At 48.1% G+C, this 18,003-nt stretch carries 15 protein-coding genes; 14 read left to right on the top strand and 1 reads right to left on the bottom strand.

Annotated features, from left to right (window positions below):
* Positions 1-255 precede the first annotated feature (255 nt).
* Complete coding sequence (locus ACEW9O_RS23870; protein WP_373552732.1) at positions 256-1,080, bottom strand: MBL fold metallo-hydrolase; 825 nt, start codon at positions 1,078-1,080, stop codon at positions 256-258.
* Between the two features lie 93 nt (positions 1,081-1,173).
* Between ACEW9O_RS23870 and ACEW9O_RS23865 the strand changes: the two genes are divergently transcribed.
* The 14 genes from ACEW9O_RS23865 to ACEW9O_RS23800 all read left to right on the top strand — a co-directional run bounded on the left by ACEW9O_RS23865 (position 1,174) and on the right by ACEW9O_RS23800 (position 17,924).
* On the top strand, positions 1,174-2,688 hold the full coding sequence (locus tag ACEW9O_RS23865; RefSeq protein WP_373552731.1) for a BCCT family transporter: 1,515 nt from the start codon (positions 1,174-1,176) through the stop codon (positions 2,686-2,688).
* A 93-nt stretch (positions 2,689-2,781) separates the two neighbouring features.
* Positions 2,782-3,636 carry a dienelactone hydrolase family protein gene (locus ACEW9O_RS23860; protein ID WP_373552730.1) on the top strand — a complete coding sequence of 285 codons (855 nt, stop codon included), beginning with the start codon at positions 2,782-2,784 and terminating at the stop codon, positions 3,634-3,636.
* A gap of 307 nt (positions 3,637-3,943) precedes the next feature.
* Positions 3,944-4,105, top strand: a complete 162-nt coding sequence (gene ccoS / locus ACEW9O_RS23855; RefSeq protein ID WP_320033081.1) for a cbb3-type cytochrome oxidase assembly protein CcoS — start codon at positions 3,944-3,946, stop codon at positions 4,103-4,105.
* A gap of 14 nt (positions 4,106-4,119) precedes the next feature.
* Entirely contained in the window at positions 4,120-6,255 is a 2,136-nt protein-coding gene (gene ccoN, locus ACEW9O_RS23850; protein ID WP_373552729.1) for a cytochrome-c oxidase, cbb3-type subunit I, read from the top strand.
* A gap of 132 nt (positions 6,256-6,387) precedes the next feature.
* Positions 6,388-6,591 (top strand): hypothetical protein, encoded by a 204-nt coding sequence (locus ACEW9O_RS23845; protein ID WP_373552728.1) that lies wholly within the window; start codon positions 6,388-6,390, stop codon positions 6,589-6,591.
* Positions 6,578-7,504: a cbb3-type cytochrome c oxidase N-terminal domain-containing protein gene (locus ACEW9O_RS23840; protein WP_373552727.1), complete on the top strand. Its 927-nt coding sequence runs from the start codon at positions 6,578-6,580 to the stop codon at positions 7,502-7,504. Before ACEW9O_RS23845 ends, ACEW9O_RS23840 begins: the two co-directional genes overlap by 14 nt.
* A 112-nt stretch (positions 7,505-7,616) precedes the next feature.
* Positions 7,617-9,137 (top strand): 4Fe-4S dicluster domain-containing protein, encoded by a 1,521-nt coding sequence (locus ACEW9O_RS23835; protein ID WP_373552726.1) that lies wholly within the window; start codon positions 7,617-7,619, stop codon positions 9,135-9,137.
* Between the two features lie 26 nt (positions 9,138-9,163).
* The gene (locus ACEW9O_RS23830; protein WP_373552725.1) at positions 9,164-9,604 is read left to right on the top strand and encodes a FixH family protein; all 441 of its coding nucleotides are present in this window, start codon (positions 9,164-9,166) and stop codon (positions 9,602-9,604) included.
* Positions 9,605-9,640: 36 nt separating this feature from the next.
* Positions 9,641-10,333, top strand: coding sequence for a sulfite exporter TauE/SafE family protein (locus tag ACEW9O_RS23825; RefSeq protein WP_373552724.1), 693 nt, complete (start codon positions 9,641-9,643; stop codon positions 10,331-10,333).
* 139 nt (positions 10,334-10,472) lie between these two features.
* Positions 10,473-10,691, top strand: a complete 219-nt coding sequence (locus ACEW9O_RS23820; RefSeq protein WP_373552723.1) for a hypothetical protein — start codon at positions 10,473-10,475, stop codon at positions 10,689-10,691.
* Between the two features lie 508 nt (positions 10,692-11,199).
* Positions 11,200-12,909, top strand: a complete 1,710-nt coding sequence (locus ACEW9O_RS23815) for a DUF4331 domain-containing protein (protein ID WP_373552722.1) — start codon at positions 11,200-11,202, stop codon at positions 12,907-12,909.
* A gap of 134 nt (positions 12,910-13,043) precedes the next feature.
* Complete coding sequence (locus ACEW9O_RS23810; protein ID WP_373552721.1) at positions 13,044-15,089, top strand: DUF4331 family protein; 2,046 nt, start codon at positions 13,044-13,046, stop codon at positions 15,087-15,089.
* A gap of 133 nt (positions 15,090-15,222) precedes the next feature.
* Complete coding sequence (locus ACEW9O_RS23805; RefSeq protein WP_373552720.1) at positions 15,223-16,434, top strand: tetratricopeptide repeat protein; 1,212 nt, start codon at positions 15,223-15,225, stop codon at positions 16,432-16,434.
* A gap of 149 nt (positions 16,435-16,583) precedes the next feature.
* On the top strand, positions 16,584-17,924 hold the full coding sequence (locus ACEW9O_RS23800) for an AAA family ATPase (protein ID WP_373552719.1): 1,341 nt from the start codon (positions 16,584-16,586) through the stop codon (positions 17,922-17,924).
* The last annotated feature ends 79 nt before the right edge of the window (positions 17,925-18,003 follow it).

Here is an 18,003-nt window from a genome sequence, read left to right as displayed (position 1 = left end):
CTGGATGTACTATATTTTTTTGCCGCTTTCATCCAGCAAAAAAATACATTTTTGTTTTGCTTACATTACATTACCTCAATGAACTTCTTGGTTCTTTAACCACAATTCCTGATTTGTCGGTTTTGTGGGTAATTGACAGGTCTAAGGTGGTGAAAGGTACCCCTGCCCTGCTCAGCAGGGCTTTTTTTCTTTTTCACCACCTCAGGCACTTAAGAGCACCTTAGTGCGTCACCTTAGAAAGTTAAACAGGATAGTTTAAATTAGTAAAAAATTGCCAGCGTCGTCACGGGCTACCCTACCCTGCTCCAGACTAGGGTCATGTTCAAAATACAAATCAAAAGCGCCATCGGCAGCTTCCTCTAACAAACGCGCCTTCTCTTTCATGGTCTCCAATGGCCGCACATCGTAAGCCATGATGTATGGCATCCGCACATGCCAACGCGAAGGAATCAAATCGGCACAATACACCACCGTACCTTTCGGCGTATCAATGATCGGCAACATCATCGCTTCGGTATGGCCATACACAAAGCGCAGGCGAATTCCGGGCAACCATTCCACATCTTTGTCGCTGGGGTCAATCAGCTCCAGCATGCCCCAATCACGCAGGGGTAGGATGTTTTCTTTGAGGAAAGAGGCGGCTTCCCGGGCATTGGGGTTTAGTGCCCAAGCGAGGTGAACAGGATTCGACCAATAACGCGCTGCGGGGAAAGTGGGTTCAGGGTTGCCTTTGGCATCCAGTTGAATGGCACCACCCACGTGGTCAAAATGCAAGTGGGTGAGCAAAACATCGGTGATGTCTTCGGGGCGATAACCTGCTGCGACCAGGTTTTGTAAAAAGGTTTCCTGCCCCCAGGGTGTGAAATGAGAGCGAAAGCGGGCATCCTGTTTGTCCCCAATCCCGGTGTCTACCAAAATTTTGCGCTCTCCCGTATCGATCAACAAACACCGCATGGCCCAGGTACAGAGGTTGTTTTCGTCGGGCTCGTTCATTTTTTGCCACATGCGTTTGGGCACTACGCCAAACATGGCGCCTCCATCAAGTTTTAAAAAGCCGGAATTGATCGGAATGAGTTTCATCTGGATTCGAATTGTATTTTCAAGGTGTAAATAAAAAGGGAATTATGGTACGCTTTACTGATTTTTATTCAAATTTGAGCCCAAAGCCACGCCATGCCCAAGATCAAGTTGCCTGTTTTTTTACCCCCTGCCATTTTGTTGCTTGCCTCTACGCTGTATAGCCTTTACGATCCTGCCGATTTTTTGGTCAAAGTTAAAGCGGCCAATGACTGGATTTTGTACCATTTTGGCTGGCTGTTTTCCAGTGGCACCTTGTTCTTTTTTTTGCTCTGCATCTGGATTTATTTTTCGCCTTTGGCCAAAGTAAAAATTGGGGGCAAAGACGCCGTGCCCATGCTCACGCGCTGGCAGTGGTTCAGCATTACCTTGTGTACCACCATTGCGATCGGCATCCTGTTTTGGGCGACAGCCGAACCCTTGTATCATTTGCATACTCCTCCGGGAGGAATTGGAGTAAAGGCCGAAAGCCCGGAAGCAGCGCGTTTTGCCCTCTCAACGATGTTCTTGCATTGGACTTTCACACCTTACAGCATTTACACGGTGGCTGGCTTGATGTTTGCCATTGCGTATTATAACCTGAAGCAACCCTTTAGTTTGGGTTCCATGCTTTATCCACTCATCGGCGCACGCAAGCCAGGGGCCTGGAGCCATACCATCGATGCGGTTTGTTTGTACAGTCTGGTGGCGGGTATGGCTGCGTCCCTAGGTGCGGGTATCCTGACGGTGGCGGGTGGTTTGGAGCGTTTTTTTGGCATTCAGCATAGCCCGGAATTGTTGTTTGTGATCGCACTCGTGATTGTATTTTCCTTCATCCTATCGGCCATTACTGGCCTGTTCAATGGGATTCGCATTTTGTCCAACATCAATACTTATGCGTTTTTTGTATTGGCTTTGTTTGTACTGTTTTTTGGGCCTACCCGGTTTTTGTTTTCCTATGGTGCGGAAAGTATGGCCGATTATGCTCAAACTTTTTTCCCGCGCAGTCTGAGTCTGGGGGTCGACAAATCCTGGGCGGATAGTTGGACGGTGTTTTATTGGGCCAACTGGTTGGCCTGGACGCCCGTTACCGCGCTGTTCCTGGGGCGGGTAGCAATCGGCTATACGGTGCGGGAGTTCATCAATTACAACCTGATTCTCCCCTCCTTGTTCTCCATCGTGTGGATGCTCATATTTAGTGGGAGTGCAGTGTACATGGACTTTGTGGGGCATACGGCCAACTTATACGGCACCCTACAAAAACAGGGCCCGGAGGGGGTAATTTACGCCGTGTTGGATCAATTGCCCCTGGCGCAACTCACGGGATTGGCCTTTTTGGGCACCGCCTTTTTATCCTATGTAGCCGGGGCAGATGCCAATACCTCGGCCATGAGCAGCTTATCGAGTACGGGCATCTCACCAGAAAGTCCGGAGGCACCCATTTGGATCAAAATTGTGTGGGGTAGCCTGGTCGGCCTGATCGCCTGGGTCATGGTAGCCAATGCGGGGATTGATGGGATAAAAATGGCTTCTACCTTGGGGGGATTTCCAGCGCTGTTTTTGGTATTGGCGGTGGGGCTGGGGCTGGTCAAGATTTTGTTGAAGCCGGGGAAGTATTTGGGGGAAAGTTAACTTGGTTTCAAATTCCTGCCACATTATTGCGTAAAATGGCCTATTTTTGAAAAAACAACTGATCACCAACCTAAGCAAATAACCACCTGCATCATGGATCAACGCATCATCAAACTTTACGACGAATACACCCACAAGCCGCTTACCCGCAAGGAATTCATGCAACAATTGGTGATGCTGACGGGTAGCACGGCGGCAGCCATGTCCATTTTGCCCTTCCTGGAGTCGGATTACCAAACGGCGAAGGTCACCACCGAAGGGGAACTTTTTACCGAATACATCACCTATCCTGGTGCACAGGGTCAAATGAAAGCCTATGTGGCCCGGCCGGAAAAGAAAAAAAAATACGCCGCCATCATCGTCATCCACGAAAACCGTGGACTCAATGCCCATATTGAAGACGTGGCCCGGCGGGCTGCGCTGGCGGGTTATTTGGCCATTGCGCCCAATGCCCTGGCGCCGCTTCTGACCAAACCCGAGATCACTGAAGACGAAGCCCGGCAACTTTTCACCACCCTCAAAGCCGAAGACAACCTCGAAAATTTCATGCGTTGCCTCGATTCCCTACCCTCACGTGAAGATTGGAATGGCAAAATTGGCTGCGTTGGATTTTGTTGGGGTGGGGCCATGGCGAATACCCTCGCGACCAAGGTACCCGCGCTGGGCGCAGCCGTCGCCTTTTATGGCCGTCAGCCCGAAGCCCCTGAAGTGCCCAAAATCAAGGCTGCGGTGCAATTGCACTATGGCGGTTTGGATGAAAGGGTGAATGCCGGGATGGCTGCTTATGAAGAAGCCCTAAAAGCCAATAAAATTGTATACGAACAATACGTGTATGAGGGCGCAAACCACGCTTTCCACAACGATACTTCTACTGCTCGCTACAATGCCGAGGCAGCTAAGTTGGCATGGAGCCGGACTTTGGCGTTTTTTGAGAAACATTTAAAGTAAATGAAATAACCAAACTTACTTAAGGCTAAAATTCATCAATCACTTAATAACTTACATTACGCAGTTAAATAGAATAAAACTATACACTTTAGCTGCACCTTATCAGAATCAAACTTGCGTAATGTGAGTTAATAATCAACTCGCCTCAAGTCCAATAAACAAAGTTATCCAATAAACCGTCTCTCAAAATAAAGTTCTTCGAGCGCTTTCCTTTCCTCCACTGACAAAAATCACTCCCACCCCTGACCCCTGTCATCCTGCCCAGGATTGACGGCTGCCTACCTTGCACGAACAAATTGACAAAGGTATGACAGTCATTTTTTTGCTCATTCTGATTAGCCTCATCCTAGCCCTGGGCTTTTTAGGCGCTTTTTTCTGGGCCGTCAAAGGTGGACAATACGATGACGATTATACTCCGTCGATTCGCATGCTTCTCGACGACGACAAACCAACTGACACAAAACTTTAAAAATCACTAACCTGATGGCACAAGTAGAGACATTTTACTACGACAATGCTATCGTGCGCAAATTTGCGTACGCGACCATGCTCTGGGCGGTTGTCGGGATGCTGGTGGGCCTTATTGCAGCTTTTGAACTGATCTGGCCTGAATTAAACCTTGGCATCCCGTATATCACCTTTGGTAGAATCCGCCCATTGCACACCAATGCAGCAATCTTTGCTTTTGTTGGGAACGGCATTTTCATGGGGGTTTATTATTCCCTGCAACGTTTGCTCAAAACCCGCATGTTCAGCAATGCGCTGAGTAACATCCACTTTTGGGGTTGGCAGTCCATCATCGTGATGGCTGCGGTAACCCTACCATTGGGGATTACCAGTTCCAAAGAATACGCTGAACTAGAATGGCCAATCGACATCGCGATTGCGCTGGTATGGGTAGTCTTTGGGATCAACATGTTTGGGACAATTATCAAACGCCGTGAAAACCACATGTACGTAGCCATCTGGTTTTACATTGCTACCTGGATTACGGTTACGGTGTTGCACATTGGCAACAACATCGAAATCCCGGTTTCAGCGACCAAGAGTTACGGCATCTTCGCAGGGGTGCAAGACGCTTTGGTGCAGTGGTGGTATGGCCACAACGCGGTGGCATTTTTCTTGACCACTCCCTACCTGGGTTTGATGTATTACTTCTTACCTAAAGCGGCCAACCGCCCGGTGTATTCGTATCGCTTGTCGATCATCCACTTCTGGGCACTGATCTTCATCTACATCTGGGCTGGTCCGCACCACTTGTTGTATACTTCTTTGCCCGATTGGGCACAGTCTTTGGGTACGGTATTCTCCATCATGCTGATTGCACCGTCCTGGGGCGGTATGCTGAATGGCTTGTTGACCTTGCGTGGTGCCTGGGACCGGGTACGCCAAGATCCGGTTTTGAAATTCATGGTCGTAGCCATTACGGCCTACGGTATGGCAACCTTTGAAGGGCCCATGCTGTCCATCAAGTCGGTCAACGCCATCAGCCACTTTACGGACTGGACGATTGGTCACGTACACATTGGCACCCTGGGCTGGAACGGCTTCCTGACCTTTGGTATCCTGTACTGGTTAATCCCACGTTTGTTCAATACGCAGATTTATTCTGGAAAATTGGCCAACGCTCACTTCTGGATTGGTACGCTGGGTATCGCTTTCTACGCCATCCCACTGTATTGGGCGGGTTGGGCACAAAGCCTGATGTGGAAAGAATTTACGCCCGATGGCTTCCTGAAATACGGCAACTTTCTCGAAACGGTAACCCAAATCATGCCGATGTACTACATCCGCGCTTTGGGTGGTACCTTATACTTCGCCGGTACGCTGGTGATGGTTTACAACCTGATTGCCACCATCCGCCAGGGATCATTCATTGGTGATGAAGCAGCCGAAGCTCCTGCCAGAGTAGCTACCGATGGCGCGCACAAAGGGGAACACTGGCACCGCTGGATTGAGCGTCGGCCTATGCAAATGCTGATTGGTAGTGCAATTGCGATTTTGATCGGTGGGATCATCGAGATTTCCCCAATGGTGATGATCGAGTCCAATGTACCCAAAATTGCTTCGGTAAAACCCTATACACCGCTGGAATTACACGGTCGCGATTTGTACATCCGCGAAGGCTGTGTAGGTTGTCACTCCCAGATGGTGCGCCCATTCCGCTCCGAAACTGAACGGTATGGGGAATATTCCAAATCGGGTGAGTTCATCTACGATCGGCCATTCCTCTGGGGTTCCAAACGGACTGGACCAGATTTGCACCGCGAAGGTGGGAAATATCCCGATAGTTGGCACTACAACCACATGGTGGATCCACAAAGTATGTCACCAGGTTCGATTATGCCTGCTTATCCCTGGTTGTTGCGCGATGAGATGGATTTGGGCACCCTGCCTAAAAAAATCAAGGTACTGACCATGTTGGGCACTCCTTATCCTGAAGGGTACGAAGATCAAGCAGTGGCTGATGTGAAAAAACAAGCCAGTGAAATAGCCAAACGACTGCGCGCTGATGGAGTAGAAGACGAAAAACTAGAAAAACGCGACATCGTGGCTATGATCGCCTACCTGCAACGATTGGGTACGGATATCAAACCAAAACCGCAGGCAACCAATTAACCAAAGTTGAAGAGTTTGGGGTTGAAATGTTGAAAAGAAGTTCAACAGTCAGTTGGTAGAATAGACTCTCCTGCTGCTACACTTTAAAACTTCATTTCAACTACAAACTCTTCAATATTTCAACTATTAGCCATGTACAAATACATCCTCGAAAGCGCTGGAAGCATCAACTGGATGGCCATCTCTGCCCTACTCACCTTTGTTACCGTTTTTTTGGTGAGTGCAATTATGGCTTTCCGTAGCCCCCTCGCATACCTCAATAAAATGTCGAATCTTCCTCTGGAGGATTCCATTCTTCAAACATCGGAAACTGACATTCGCCATGAAGAAAAATAAGCTCAAAAAACAATTGGTCATCACCCTCCTGGCTTTGCTTTCCTCCTCCCTGGTATTTGCACAAGGGGCAGGGGCAGCAGGGGCGGTTACTCCGGCCAGCAATGAGACCTTTAACTCACTTTTGGCCAACGGCTTGATCTTTTTTGCTGGCCTGACCATGTTGGGGGCAGTTTTGGCCCTGTTTCACCTGCTCAGCATGATGATCAAGGTGCAGCAGATCAAAATTTACCAGGAACAAGGTATCGAGTCCTATCTGGAAGAGGTTGAAAAAACCACCAAAGAACCTTTGTGGAAGCGCCAATACAAAGCCTGGACCAATGTGGTGCCCGTAGAAAAAGAAGACAGCGTAATGCTGGATCACAACTACGATGGCATCAAGGAATTGGACAATAGCCTTCCGCCTTGGTGGGTAGCCATGTTTTACATCACCATTATCCTCGGTGTGGTCTTCTTCACTTATTATCACCTATTGGGTGGCCAAAGCCAGACTGAAGAATACAATGCCGAAATGAAAGTGGCAGAACAAGCCAAAGCTGCTTTTGCTGCTACACAAGCCAATACCATTGATGAAGACAACCTGGAGGCCAGCGTTGATGCCAAAGATTTGTCCATTGGCAAAACCATTTTCAGCACCAACTGCGTGGCTTGTCACGGCGCAAATGGAGAAGGTGGAGTAGGTCCAAACCTGACCGACGAATTTTGGATCAACGGCGGAGGCATCACCAATGTATTCAAAACCGTAAAAAACGGGGTGCCTGAAAAAGGCATGATCGCCTGGAGTGCACAGCTCAAACCTACGGATATGCTGAAAGTGAGCAGTTATATTTTGTCCATTCAAGGTACAAATCCACCGAATGGCAAAGCTCCACAGGGCGACAAGTATGTTCCAGAAACGGAGGAAGCTGAAAATTAAAGAGCTTCTGGGTTCCAGCGTTCCAAGGTAATCGGTCACCGAGCGAAGTCGAGCTGCTCGATTACCTTGGAACTTTGGAACGCTGGAACCTTAGAACAATAAATTGTTTACCATGAGCGAAATCACCCCTTTTGAAGATTACGAAGAATACCGCGATCACCTTGCCACTGTGGATGATAAAGGCAAGCGGATCTGGGTATACCCCAAAAAACCGAAAGGAAAATTCACCTCAGCTCGTACCTATCTGAGCTGGGTCTTTTTGATCTTTTTATTTGGCGTTCCTTTTATCAAAGTGAACGGTGAACCTTTGATGCTTTTTAACATCCTCAAACGCCATTTCATCGTTTTTGGCATAAGTTTTGCTCCTCAGGATTTTCATTTGTTTGTATTGGCCATGTTGACCTTTGTGGTTTTCATCATCCTGTTTACCGTGATTTATGGCCGATTATTTTGTGGTTGGGTATGCCCCCAAACCGTGTTCATGGAAATGGTTTACCGCAAAATCGAATACCTCATTGAAGGCGACGCCAACGCCCAACGCCGCCTGAACAATAGCCCCTGGACGAGCGACAAAATCATCAAAAAACTAGGCAAGCAGGTGATCTTTTTCGCCATTGCCGTTTTGATCTCCAATACCTTCCTCGCCTACATCATCGGGATCGACGAGGTGTACCAAATTGCCACCGAACCCGTGTCCCAAAACCTGACAGGCTTCATTGCCATGTTGGTCTTTTCCTTCGCTTTTTATTTCGTTTTCGCCTGGATGCGGGAACAAATTTGTATTGCCATTTGTCCTTACGGCCGTTTGCAAGGGGTACTTTTGGACAAAAACTCGATTGTTGTTCACTACGACCAGGTAAGAGGCGAACCAAGGGGAAAAATCAAACGAGAAACGGGCAACAAACCCATTTCTCCCATTTCAAGCATCCAGGCTTCGGTATTACAAAGTGAAAAAGCGGTAGCCCTGGAAATGGTCGAAGCCCTTCCCCCTGCTGCCAACCCTATTGAGGCCGTACAAAAAAGCCTGGGCGATTGTATCGACTGCAAATTGTGCGTCCACGTTTGCCCTACTGGCATCGACATCCGCAACGGCACCCAACTCGAATGTGTAAACTGCACCGCCTGTATGGATGCCTGTGATGAGGTGATGGATAAGGTGAGTCGCCCTCGTGGGTTGATCCGCTACGCCAGCGCGACCAGCATTGAAACCAAGACCCAAAAGGTATTTACCACTCGGGTGAAGGCGTATAGCGTAGTTTTGGCCTTGATGGTCATTTTGAACATAGTACTGTTTTCGATGCGTACGGATGTGGAGGTTTTACTGTTGCGCACCCCTGGAATGCTGTTCCAGAAGGTGGGGGAAGACAAAATCAGCAACTTGTACAACTACGAAATCATCAACAAAACCAGGGATACGTTTCCCATTGAATTCCGTATGGTGAAGCCTCAGGGTGCCATCAAACTGGTGGGAAAAACACCTTTCACCAAAGCTTCTGAAGTCACTGAAGGTGCCCTGTTTGTTGAGATCGAGCGCAAAAACCTGGATAGCCGAAAAACCCGCATCGAAGTGGATGTATACTCCAATGGCAAAAAAATCGATCGAGTCAAGACCAACTTTTTAGGACCTATTTAATTTTTTCACCCTAAAATAACAACACCATGAAAATCAATTGGGGCAGTGGCATTGCCATTTTTTACAGCCTGTTTGTCATCACGATGGTGTACGCAGTAGTCCGCTCGACGCAGTTTGACAATAGCCTGGTTTCTGATCATTACTATGCTGATGACCTCAAGTACCAGGAAAAATTTGACAAACTGAGCAATGCACAAGGTTTGAAGCAAGACCTGGAAATTCAGACTACTGAATCTGGCTCGCAGGTAGAATTGTTTTTTCCCTCAGAACTTGGGAAAGTACACGGCGAAATTTACTTTTTCTGCCCTTCTGACCAGAGCCGGGACTTCAAGGTCAACATCGCCCCCAATCTCAATCACCGCCAGGTCATCTCCACCACTGGCCTAAAAACCGGTTTGTGGCGGGTAAAAGTGGACTGGAGCGACGGCAGCAAAGCGTATTACAAAGAAGAAGTTATTCAACTATAACATCATTCAACTATAACATCATTCAACTATAAGATCATGCTGTTCTCTGCTTTTTTGCTGGGTTTTTTGGGGAGTTTGCACTGCGTAGGCATGTGTGGCCCCATTGCACTGGCACTCCCCAAAGCCGCCCATGGCTGGGGTGCAGCAGCAGGCGCATTGCTTTACAACCTTGGCCGAATCCTCACCTATCTGTTTTTGGGACTAATCATCGGGGCATTTGGCCGAGGTTTGTTTTTGGCCGGGGTGCAGTCCTGGTTCTCCGTGCTCATTGGTGCTTTATTGATCCTTGTAGCACTCTTGTCTTTGAATGTAGAATCGTACATCAAACGATTTCCTGCAGTGCAAGTGCTGCAAAACTGGGTGTCTCGCAACATGGCGACATTACTGCGCCGCGAAGGTTTGTCGACTCATTTCCTGATTGGTGCACTCAATGGTTTGTTGCCTTGCGGGTTGGTTTATGTAGCCATCGCCGGGGCTGTGCTGAGCGATTCCTGGATACAAAGTGCCTTGTACATGGGGGGATTTGGGGCAGGTACACTACCACTAATGTTGGGTACGGCGCTGGCAGGTCAATTCATCAGTTTGAATTGGCGGCAACGGTTGCGGCATTTGAGTCCCATTTTGTTAGGCTTATTCGGGCTATATTTTATGGCCAGAGGCATCAATTTCCATTTACCGGAGACGATGCGGTTTTGGGAGATTGGGCAGGAGGTACCGATGTGTAATTGAGGGTCCTAAAAACTCTCAATTGGCTCAAAAAAATTGGAAAAGCAAAAGATTTGTGGTATATTTTATTCCCTCTAACTGTGATTTTTTTCTCTCCGCTGCGAATTATCTATCAAACCATTTCACACCAATCATTCGCAGCATGCACACACCCAAGTTTTTTCTAAGCATCTTTATCCTTCTTCTGGATGTGTTGAGCAATGTGCAACCACAGAGCCTGCTCAATTTTTGTAAAAATTATCCAGCGCTCATCCAGGATGAAGTACACCAATTGATTCGAACGCCAGTACTGAAAGCAATGGGCTTGCTGGCTGAGATTCGCGAGTTTAGAAGTGAAGATCTTGAGGAGGAATATGTTTGACGACGTAAATATTTAAGAGGGGCGATTTCGCCGCTCTTAAATATTTTATCAAAAACAATAAACGAAATTTATTTTATAAATAATTATTTATCAGATACTTAAATAAATTCTAAACTTTCATCTCAAAAAAAATCCACCTATATCCAATCCAATTTCCAACCCGCCTCGTAATTACTCTCGAACCTTTGTACCAACAACCAACACCAACATGAAACTATCATTACTCAGCACCCTTTTTCTACTTGTATTTAAACCAGCAGCCCACAATGGAACTATTGAAGGCATTGTAACCAGGTACTCCCCGTAACCTGAAGGTTTACTTCACCAACCAATTTTTGACAGTTATCAATGATCAGCGGACTTTTGAGCGCTTACTGTTTATTGACCATTGTTAACTGATCACTGATCATTGTCACCTGTTCCAGGGCACATGCACCCCATGCTGCTACTAGCCACTGCTTTGTCCAGGAAAATCGAATTAGAGTTTTTCATTTAATCATAACCTATTATGCGACGTTATTCCATTTTATCACTTCTATTCGTTTTGGCGTCGTGGTTCGCACAGGCTTCCAGCCACCGCGAAGCACCACTGATCGCCAACGATCCATTGGCCGATAACACGGATGTGTACGCTTTCCGGAGCCCGGACAAGCAAAATACCATCACGATTATCGCCAATTACATTCCGGCGGAATTGCCTCAAGGTGGTCCCAACTACAACACCTTTGGCGAAAACATCCGCTACGAAATCCACATTGACAACGACGCCTCCAAACCTGGCGACGAGATCGTGTACCGCTTTACCTTTAAGCGAGTGAATGAGGATCCCACTACCTTTTTCAACATTCGTTTGGGTAAACAAAACCTCAAAACCACCTATACGATGGAACGAAGCATCGACGGTGGGAAGACTTTCCAGGTAGTATTGAGTGACGGTTATGTGCCACCGAACAACATCGGCCCACGCTCCATTGGCAGCGGGGTTGGTTTGAACAGCAGTTACGCGGATTTGATGCGAAAAGGCATCATGAACAGCAGTTCAGGCGAAGCGGTTTTCTGTGGCCCCGTAGACGATCCGTTCTTCGTGGATTTGGGCGGCATTTTTGACTTGGGCAATTCGCCACGTCAAGGCGGCCAAAAAATCCGCGACGGCGTCGGCATGACCAATGTACACAGCATTGCGATCCAGATTCCAATTGCTATTTTGCTCAAGGCAGGTGCTCCTGCCCAGCCACGCAACATTCTAGATGCGGATTACGTGATTGGTGTTTGGGCTTCTGCAAGTCGCCGCACCCTGCGCACCCTGAAGGTAGATGGCTCTGCCCCTGCTGAAGATGGTGAATGGATTCAGGTATCTCGTTTAGGTATGCCGCTGACCAACGAAGCGGTGATTCCAATCGGCATGAAAGATTACTGGAACGCTTTGACTCCTTATGAAGAATTGGCTGATGTAACCCTGGATAATAACTTTTACAATCCAGAATTGGCCTTGTACATGGATGATTCTCGCTTTGGCGGAGCCGTTCCTGCTTTCAAAAAACTGCGCATACAACGCAAATCACTAGGCTCTTTTGACTTCGGATTTGGTCGCGATGGTCTTTTTGGCCTGAAAGGTAATGCAGCTCTTGCTGGTACTGCGCTTGATGATGCAGTGTTTGGTACCTTGTTGTTGCCTGGCCCAGGGAAAGCGCGCTCGGTCGACCTTTGGCCAATTTTTCACACAGGCGTACCTAACCTGGCGCCTTACCAATTGGCAACAGGTAAAAACGGCAATCCATTAGCTGTTGGTAAACCTTTCATTCACAACTTCCTGCCCAACGGTGGCGATATGTTGCGCTTGAACATGGCGGTACCAGTGACCAGCCGAAGCCTTGCTTCATTCAGCTCATTAGGCTTGGTACAAGCTGCGGTATTGGGTTTGACCGATCCTGAATACAATTCCAATACCGAGTTGCAGGTCATTCCCAACATGGACGGTTTCCCCAACGGTCGCCGCCTGGAAGATGACGTAACGCGCATCGAATTGCAAGCCGTTTCTGGGGTTGTACTTGCTGCCGTTGGTTTGTGGTACGACGATTTTAAAGCGGGTGGCAGTCCAGTAACTCCTCACTTGCTGAACGTACTGACTTACACCACTGGAGTGGAGAAAAACGATAAGGAATTCCAATCGGTATTCCCGTACCTAGCGGCTCCTTGGTCTGGCACCGAAGTAAATTAAGCAACCCATGGGAATCCCACGATTTAAATCGTGGGTTATATCCGTGGGAGGCAACACAAAGTCCCAACTCACGAATTCATTCGTGGGCATCATCATCATCATCAAGCTACAACCATGTAGCACAAAGCACAACCATGAAAAACTTTTTTAAATCCATACTTTGTCTAACCCTGCTGGCCTTCAGCGCATCGCTGTTTGCCTCCAGTCACCGGGAAGCGCCGCTGATTGCGGACGACCCCTTGGCGGACAATACCGATTTGTACGCCTTCCGCAGCCCGGACCAACCGGGGATGATCACCATCATCGCCAACTTCATTCCATTTCAATTGCCACAAGGTGGCCCCAACTATTACAACTTTGGTGAAAACATCCGCTACGAAATCCACATCGACAACGATGCCTCAAAACCTGGCGATGAAATCACTTTCCGTTTTACATTCAAACTGGTGAATGAAGATCCTACTACTTTCTTCAACATCCGTTTGGGCAAACAAAACCTGAAAGCCACTTACACCCTCGAGCGCAGCATCGATGGGGGCAAAAGCTTCCAGGCAATTATCACAAATGGTGTCGTACCACCTACCAATGTCGGTACCCGTTCGATTACCAGCGGAGTAGGTTTGGATACCCGCTATGCAGATTTGGTAAAAAATGCCATCACGACTTCTTCTACTGGTGAAAAGGTATTCTGCGGCCCTGCCGACGATCCTTTCTTTGTAGACTTGGGTGGTATTTTTGACCTGGGTGACTCGCCCCGCCAAGGTGGCAAAGCTCGTGATGGCGTCAAGTGTTTGAATGTAAGTACAATTGCCATTCAGGTGCCTATTCGCACTTTGTTGAAAAAAGGAGCATTCTATTTGCCCAAAACCATTTTGGACCCAGATTACGTGATTGGAGTATGGGCTTCTTCTAGCCGCCGTTCCATCCGTACTTTGTCCAAAGGCAAAGAAACCCACTCTGGCGATTGGGTTCAGGTATCTCGCTTGGGTATGCCACTGACCAACGAAGCCGTGATTCCAATCGGTTTCAAGGACTATTGGAACGCGCTCAGCCCTTATGCAGAAATCAGCGACACCATTTTGGACAACTTCTTCTACAATCCAGAATTGGCTCTGTACATGGATGATTCTCAATTTGGCGGAGCCGTTCCTGCTTTCAAGCAGTTGCGGATCCAGCGCAAGTCTTTGGGTTCATTCGACTTCGGTTATGGCAAAGACGGTCTGTTTCCACTTAAAGGGAATCCTGCGCTGAATGGAACGGCGCTTGATGATAAGGTGTTTGGTACATTACTGCTTCCTGGCCCAGGGAAGGCTCGCTCTGTAGATCTTTGGCCGATCTTTCACACGGGTGCCCCGAACCTTCCCCCTTACCAATTGGCAACGGGCAAAGGTGGAAATCCCCTGGCGCCAGGTAAGCCTTTCATCCACAACTTCCTCCCCAACGGTGGCGACATGTTGCGTTTGAACATGGCCGTACCTGTTACTCGCCGTAGCGATCCAAACTTCAGTTCACTGGGCTTGGTACAAGCAGCAGTATTGGGCTTGACAGGGACAAAGTACAAAGGCAACCGCAGTCTGGAGTTCATCCCGAATATGGATGGTTTCCCAAATGGTCGCCGCTTGGAAGATGACGTTACCCGGATCGAATTACAAGCAGTAGCTGGTGTAGTTTTGGCCGCCGTTGGGTTGTGGTATGACGATTTTGATGGTAAAAATCCAGTCAGCACTGACTTGATTGACGTATTGACTTACACCACTGGTGTAGAGAAAAACGACGCAAAATTTGGCCTGACCTTCCCTTATGTGGCTTTGGCTTGGGCTGGCGACGGCAAATGTGGCGGTGTAGAAGTGAGCAGCCCAGCTACGGCAGCTGTTGCTAATGCCGCAGCTGAAAGCAGCTTGTTGAAAGCGCCAAAAGTTGTTGCAGCCGTTTACCCAAACCCAGTACGGGATGAGGTCAACTTCAATGTACTGTCTCAAGGTGAAAACCAAATTCAGATCGACCTGTACGACTTGAATGGCCGCAAACTGAACAGCATCATTTCCACCACTGTATACGAAGGCGAAAACGCCATTCAGGCGAAACTTCCAGTAGGCCTGGCCAAAGGCAACTACTTCGCACGTATCATTGACAAAAATGGTGCCGTATTGCAGAATGTGAAAATTGTAAAAGTCAATTAAACGTAGTTGAGAAAGTTTAGGAAGGTTTAGGGAGGTTTAGTCTACCACAGCAACTCAGACGCAGCCCAGTCTCAACCTTCTCAACCTTCCTAAACTTTCTCAACCTACCTCAACTTCTCAACTAAAAATAGCCATGCACCGCATTTCCATCCTTATCCTTATCCTTGCTTTCACTTTTGCTTGTGCCAAGAAGCAAACTGAGTCAGCTACCCTGACGGTCAAAGAGATTCCATTGCTGCTTGACCGCAACGAAGCCATCCAAAACGGCCAGGAATGGTCGGACGTCCAAAGTTATTACGGTACTTCGCGCCAGGCGCTCCTGAACGACCCCAAAGACTACGAAGCAGCCCTCAAACTGGTATACGTGTTTGTCAACGAAGCCCGCATCACCGGAGAACATGGGCATTACTACCCTGCTGCACTCAAAATGAGCGATTACATTTTGCAAAAGCCCGAACTGGAGAAAGACCTCAAGTTCCGTGCCCTGGCGGCCAAAGCAGGGGTACAACTATCGCTGCACGACTTCAAAAACGCCCTCAAAACGGGCACTGAAGCCAAGAATCTCAATCCGTACAACGCCCAAAATTATGGGGTATTGGTAGACGCCAACGTTGAGCTGGGCAATTATGATGAGGCCGTCAAGATGGCGGATAAAATGGTTTCGATTCGCCCCGACTTGCGTTCTTACGCACGGGTATCCTACTTGCGTGAAATCCACGGAGATGTGGATGGTTCCATTGAAGCCATGAAAATGGCGGTAGACGCCGGTTTTCCTGGTCAGGAACAAACCTGCTGGGCCAGACTTACCCTCGGTAATTTGTACAAACAATACGGTAACCTCGATGCTGCCGAAGGCGAATACAACACCATTTTAAAAGAACGCCCTAAATATCCATTTGCGGTTGCCGCACTAGCTGAAATTGCGGTTGAACGCAAAAAATATGCAGAAGCTGAAAAGTTATTTAAAGATGCTGCCAACATCATTCCTGAAGTAGGATTTTATGAAGAACTGGCCAGATTGTACAAAACTCAAGGCAAAGAAGAGGCTTGTAAAAAAACCCTGGATGAAATTTGGCCCATGCTCGCCGACGACGAAGCACACGGCCACAACATGAACCTGGAATACTCCAGCATCTACGCCGACATCGTTGGTGACTTGAATAAAGCGCTGAAATACGCGCTCAAAGAATACGAAATTCGCCCTGAGAATATTGATGTTAACCGCAAATTGGCCCTGATCTATCAGGACATGGGCAATAGCTCCAAAGCACTTGAACACATGACCAAAGCGGTCAAAACCAATTCCAAACACCCGGAATTGAAACAATTGGCCATTAAAGGATAGCGTATGTTTTTTGAATGGTAAAAAGCAGTTGGGTGGTTTTCGCTCAACTGCTTTTTTTATTATCATCACAAAGGTTTACATTTGGGGCAATGGGGCGATAAAAAAATAAGTGTTCATTTTGCCCTACTACTACATGTAATACCCAGCAAATGGAATTGAACGATCTTGATTTTTTATTGGAAGCCGTAAAAGCTTCACCCGACAACCTGCCACTGCGCAAACTACTGGCTTCGGCGCTATTGAAAAATCGCCGTTTTGAAGAAGCGGAAGTAGAGTACAAAGCTGCCCTGCGCATGGCGCCGGAAGATTTGAACTTACAAATGGGTCTGGCCACCGCTTTTTTGGAACAAGGCAAAACTGCAATGGCCATGGTCATCATGGAAGACATCCTGTCGCAAGATATGCCGCCGCCGCAGGCTTGGATCATCCAAGCTCGGTTGTTGTTGACCGCCGGGCAAGCCCAACAAGCCCAGGAGGCCTACGAGAATGCCATCACCTTCGATCCCAATTTGGCCGATGCCTACCTCAACAATGAAATCAGCCAAAAACTGGACCAGTCACCCGAGCCCAGTAAAGTACGACTAGGCGGATTTGGCGAAGAAGAGGAGGAAGAACGTACCCTTGAGTTTGAGCGACCCAAAGTGAGTTTCAACGATGTAGGTGGCATGGAAAAAGTGAAGGAGGAAATTCGCATGAAAATCATCCACCCGCTGGAACATCCCGAAATTTACAAGGCTTATGGGAAAAAAATCGGTGGCGGAATCCTGCTTTACGGCCCTCCGGGTTGTGGAAAAACCCATTTAGCCCGGGCTACCGCTGGCCAGATCAAGAGCAATTTTATGGCGGTGGGCATCAACGAAATCCTGGACATGTGGCTGGGGCAAAGTGAAAAAAACCTGCACGCCATTTTTCAAAAAGCCCGGCAAATCAAACCTTGTGTGCTTTTTTTTGACGAAGTTGACGCCCTGGGTGCCAACCGCAGCGACATGCGCATGAGTGCAGGGCGGCACCTGATCAACCAATTCCTCAACGAACTAGACGGCATTGAACAGTCCAATGATGGAGTATTGGTTCTGGCCGCCACCAATGCGCCCTGGCACCTTGATCCGGCTTTTCGCCGCCCTGGTCGTTTTGACCGCATCATTTTTGTGCCACCACCAGACGAGGCAGGCCGAGCCGCCATTTTGGAAATTCACTTGCGCGACAAACCAATTTCAAGCATAGACTATGCCAAAATCGCCCAAAAAACCAATGGTTTCTCCGGGGCCGATTTGGAAGCGGTAATCGACATTGCCATTGAAAACAAGTTGGAGGAAAGTATGCGCAAAGGCATCCCCATTCCTCTTGATACCAATGACTTGCTCAAAGCCTTGAACCAGCACCGGGCGACCACCACCGAGTGGTTTAGCACCGCCAAAAATTACGCCCTGTTTTCGAATGAAAGTGGGCAGTACGATGAAATTTTGAAGTACCTGAATGTAAAAAAATAGTTGAAGAGTTTAGGAAGGTTGAGAAGGTTTAGGCTACCGCAGCGATTTTGACAATGTCCTTGTCCAAGCCGCTGCGGTA

Source organism: Haliscomenobacter sp. (assembly GCF_041740695.1).
Taxonomy (GTDB): Bacteria; Bacteroidota; Bacteroidia; order Chitinophagales; family Saprospiraceae; genus Haliscomenobacter.
This window is presented reverse-complemented; position numbering and strand designations above follow the sequence as displayed.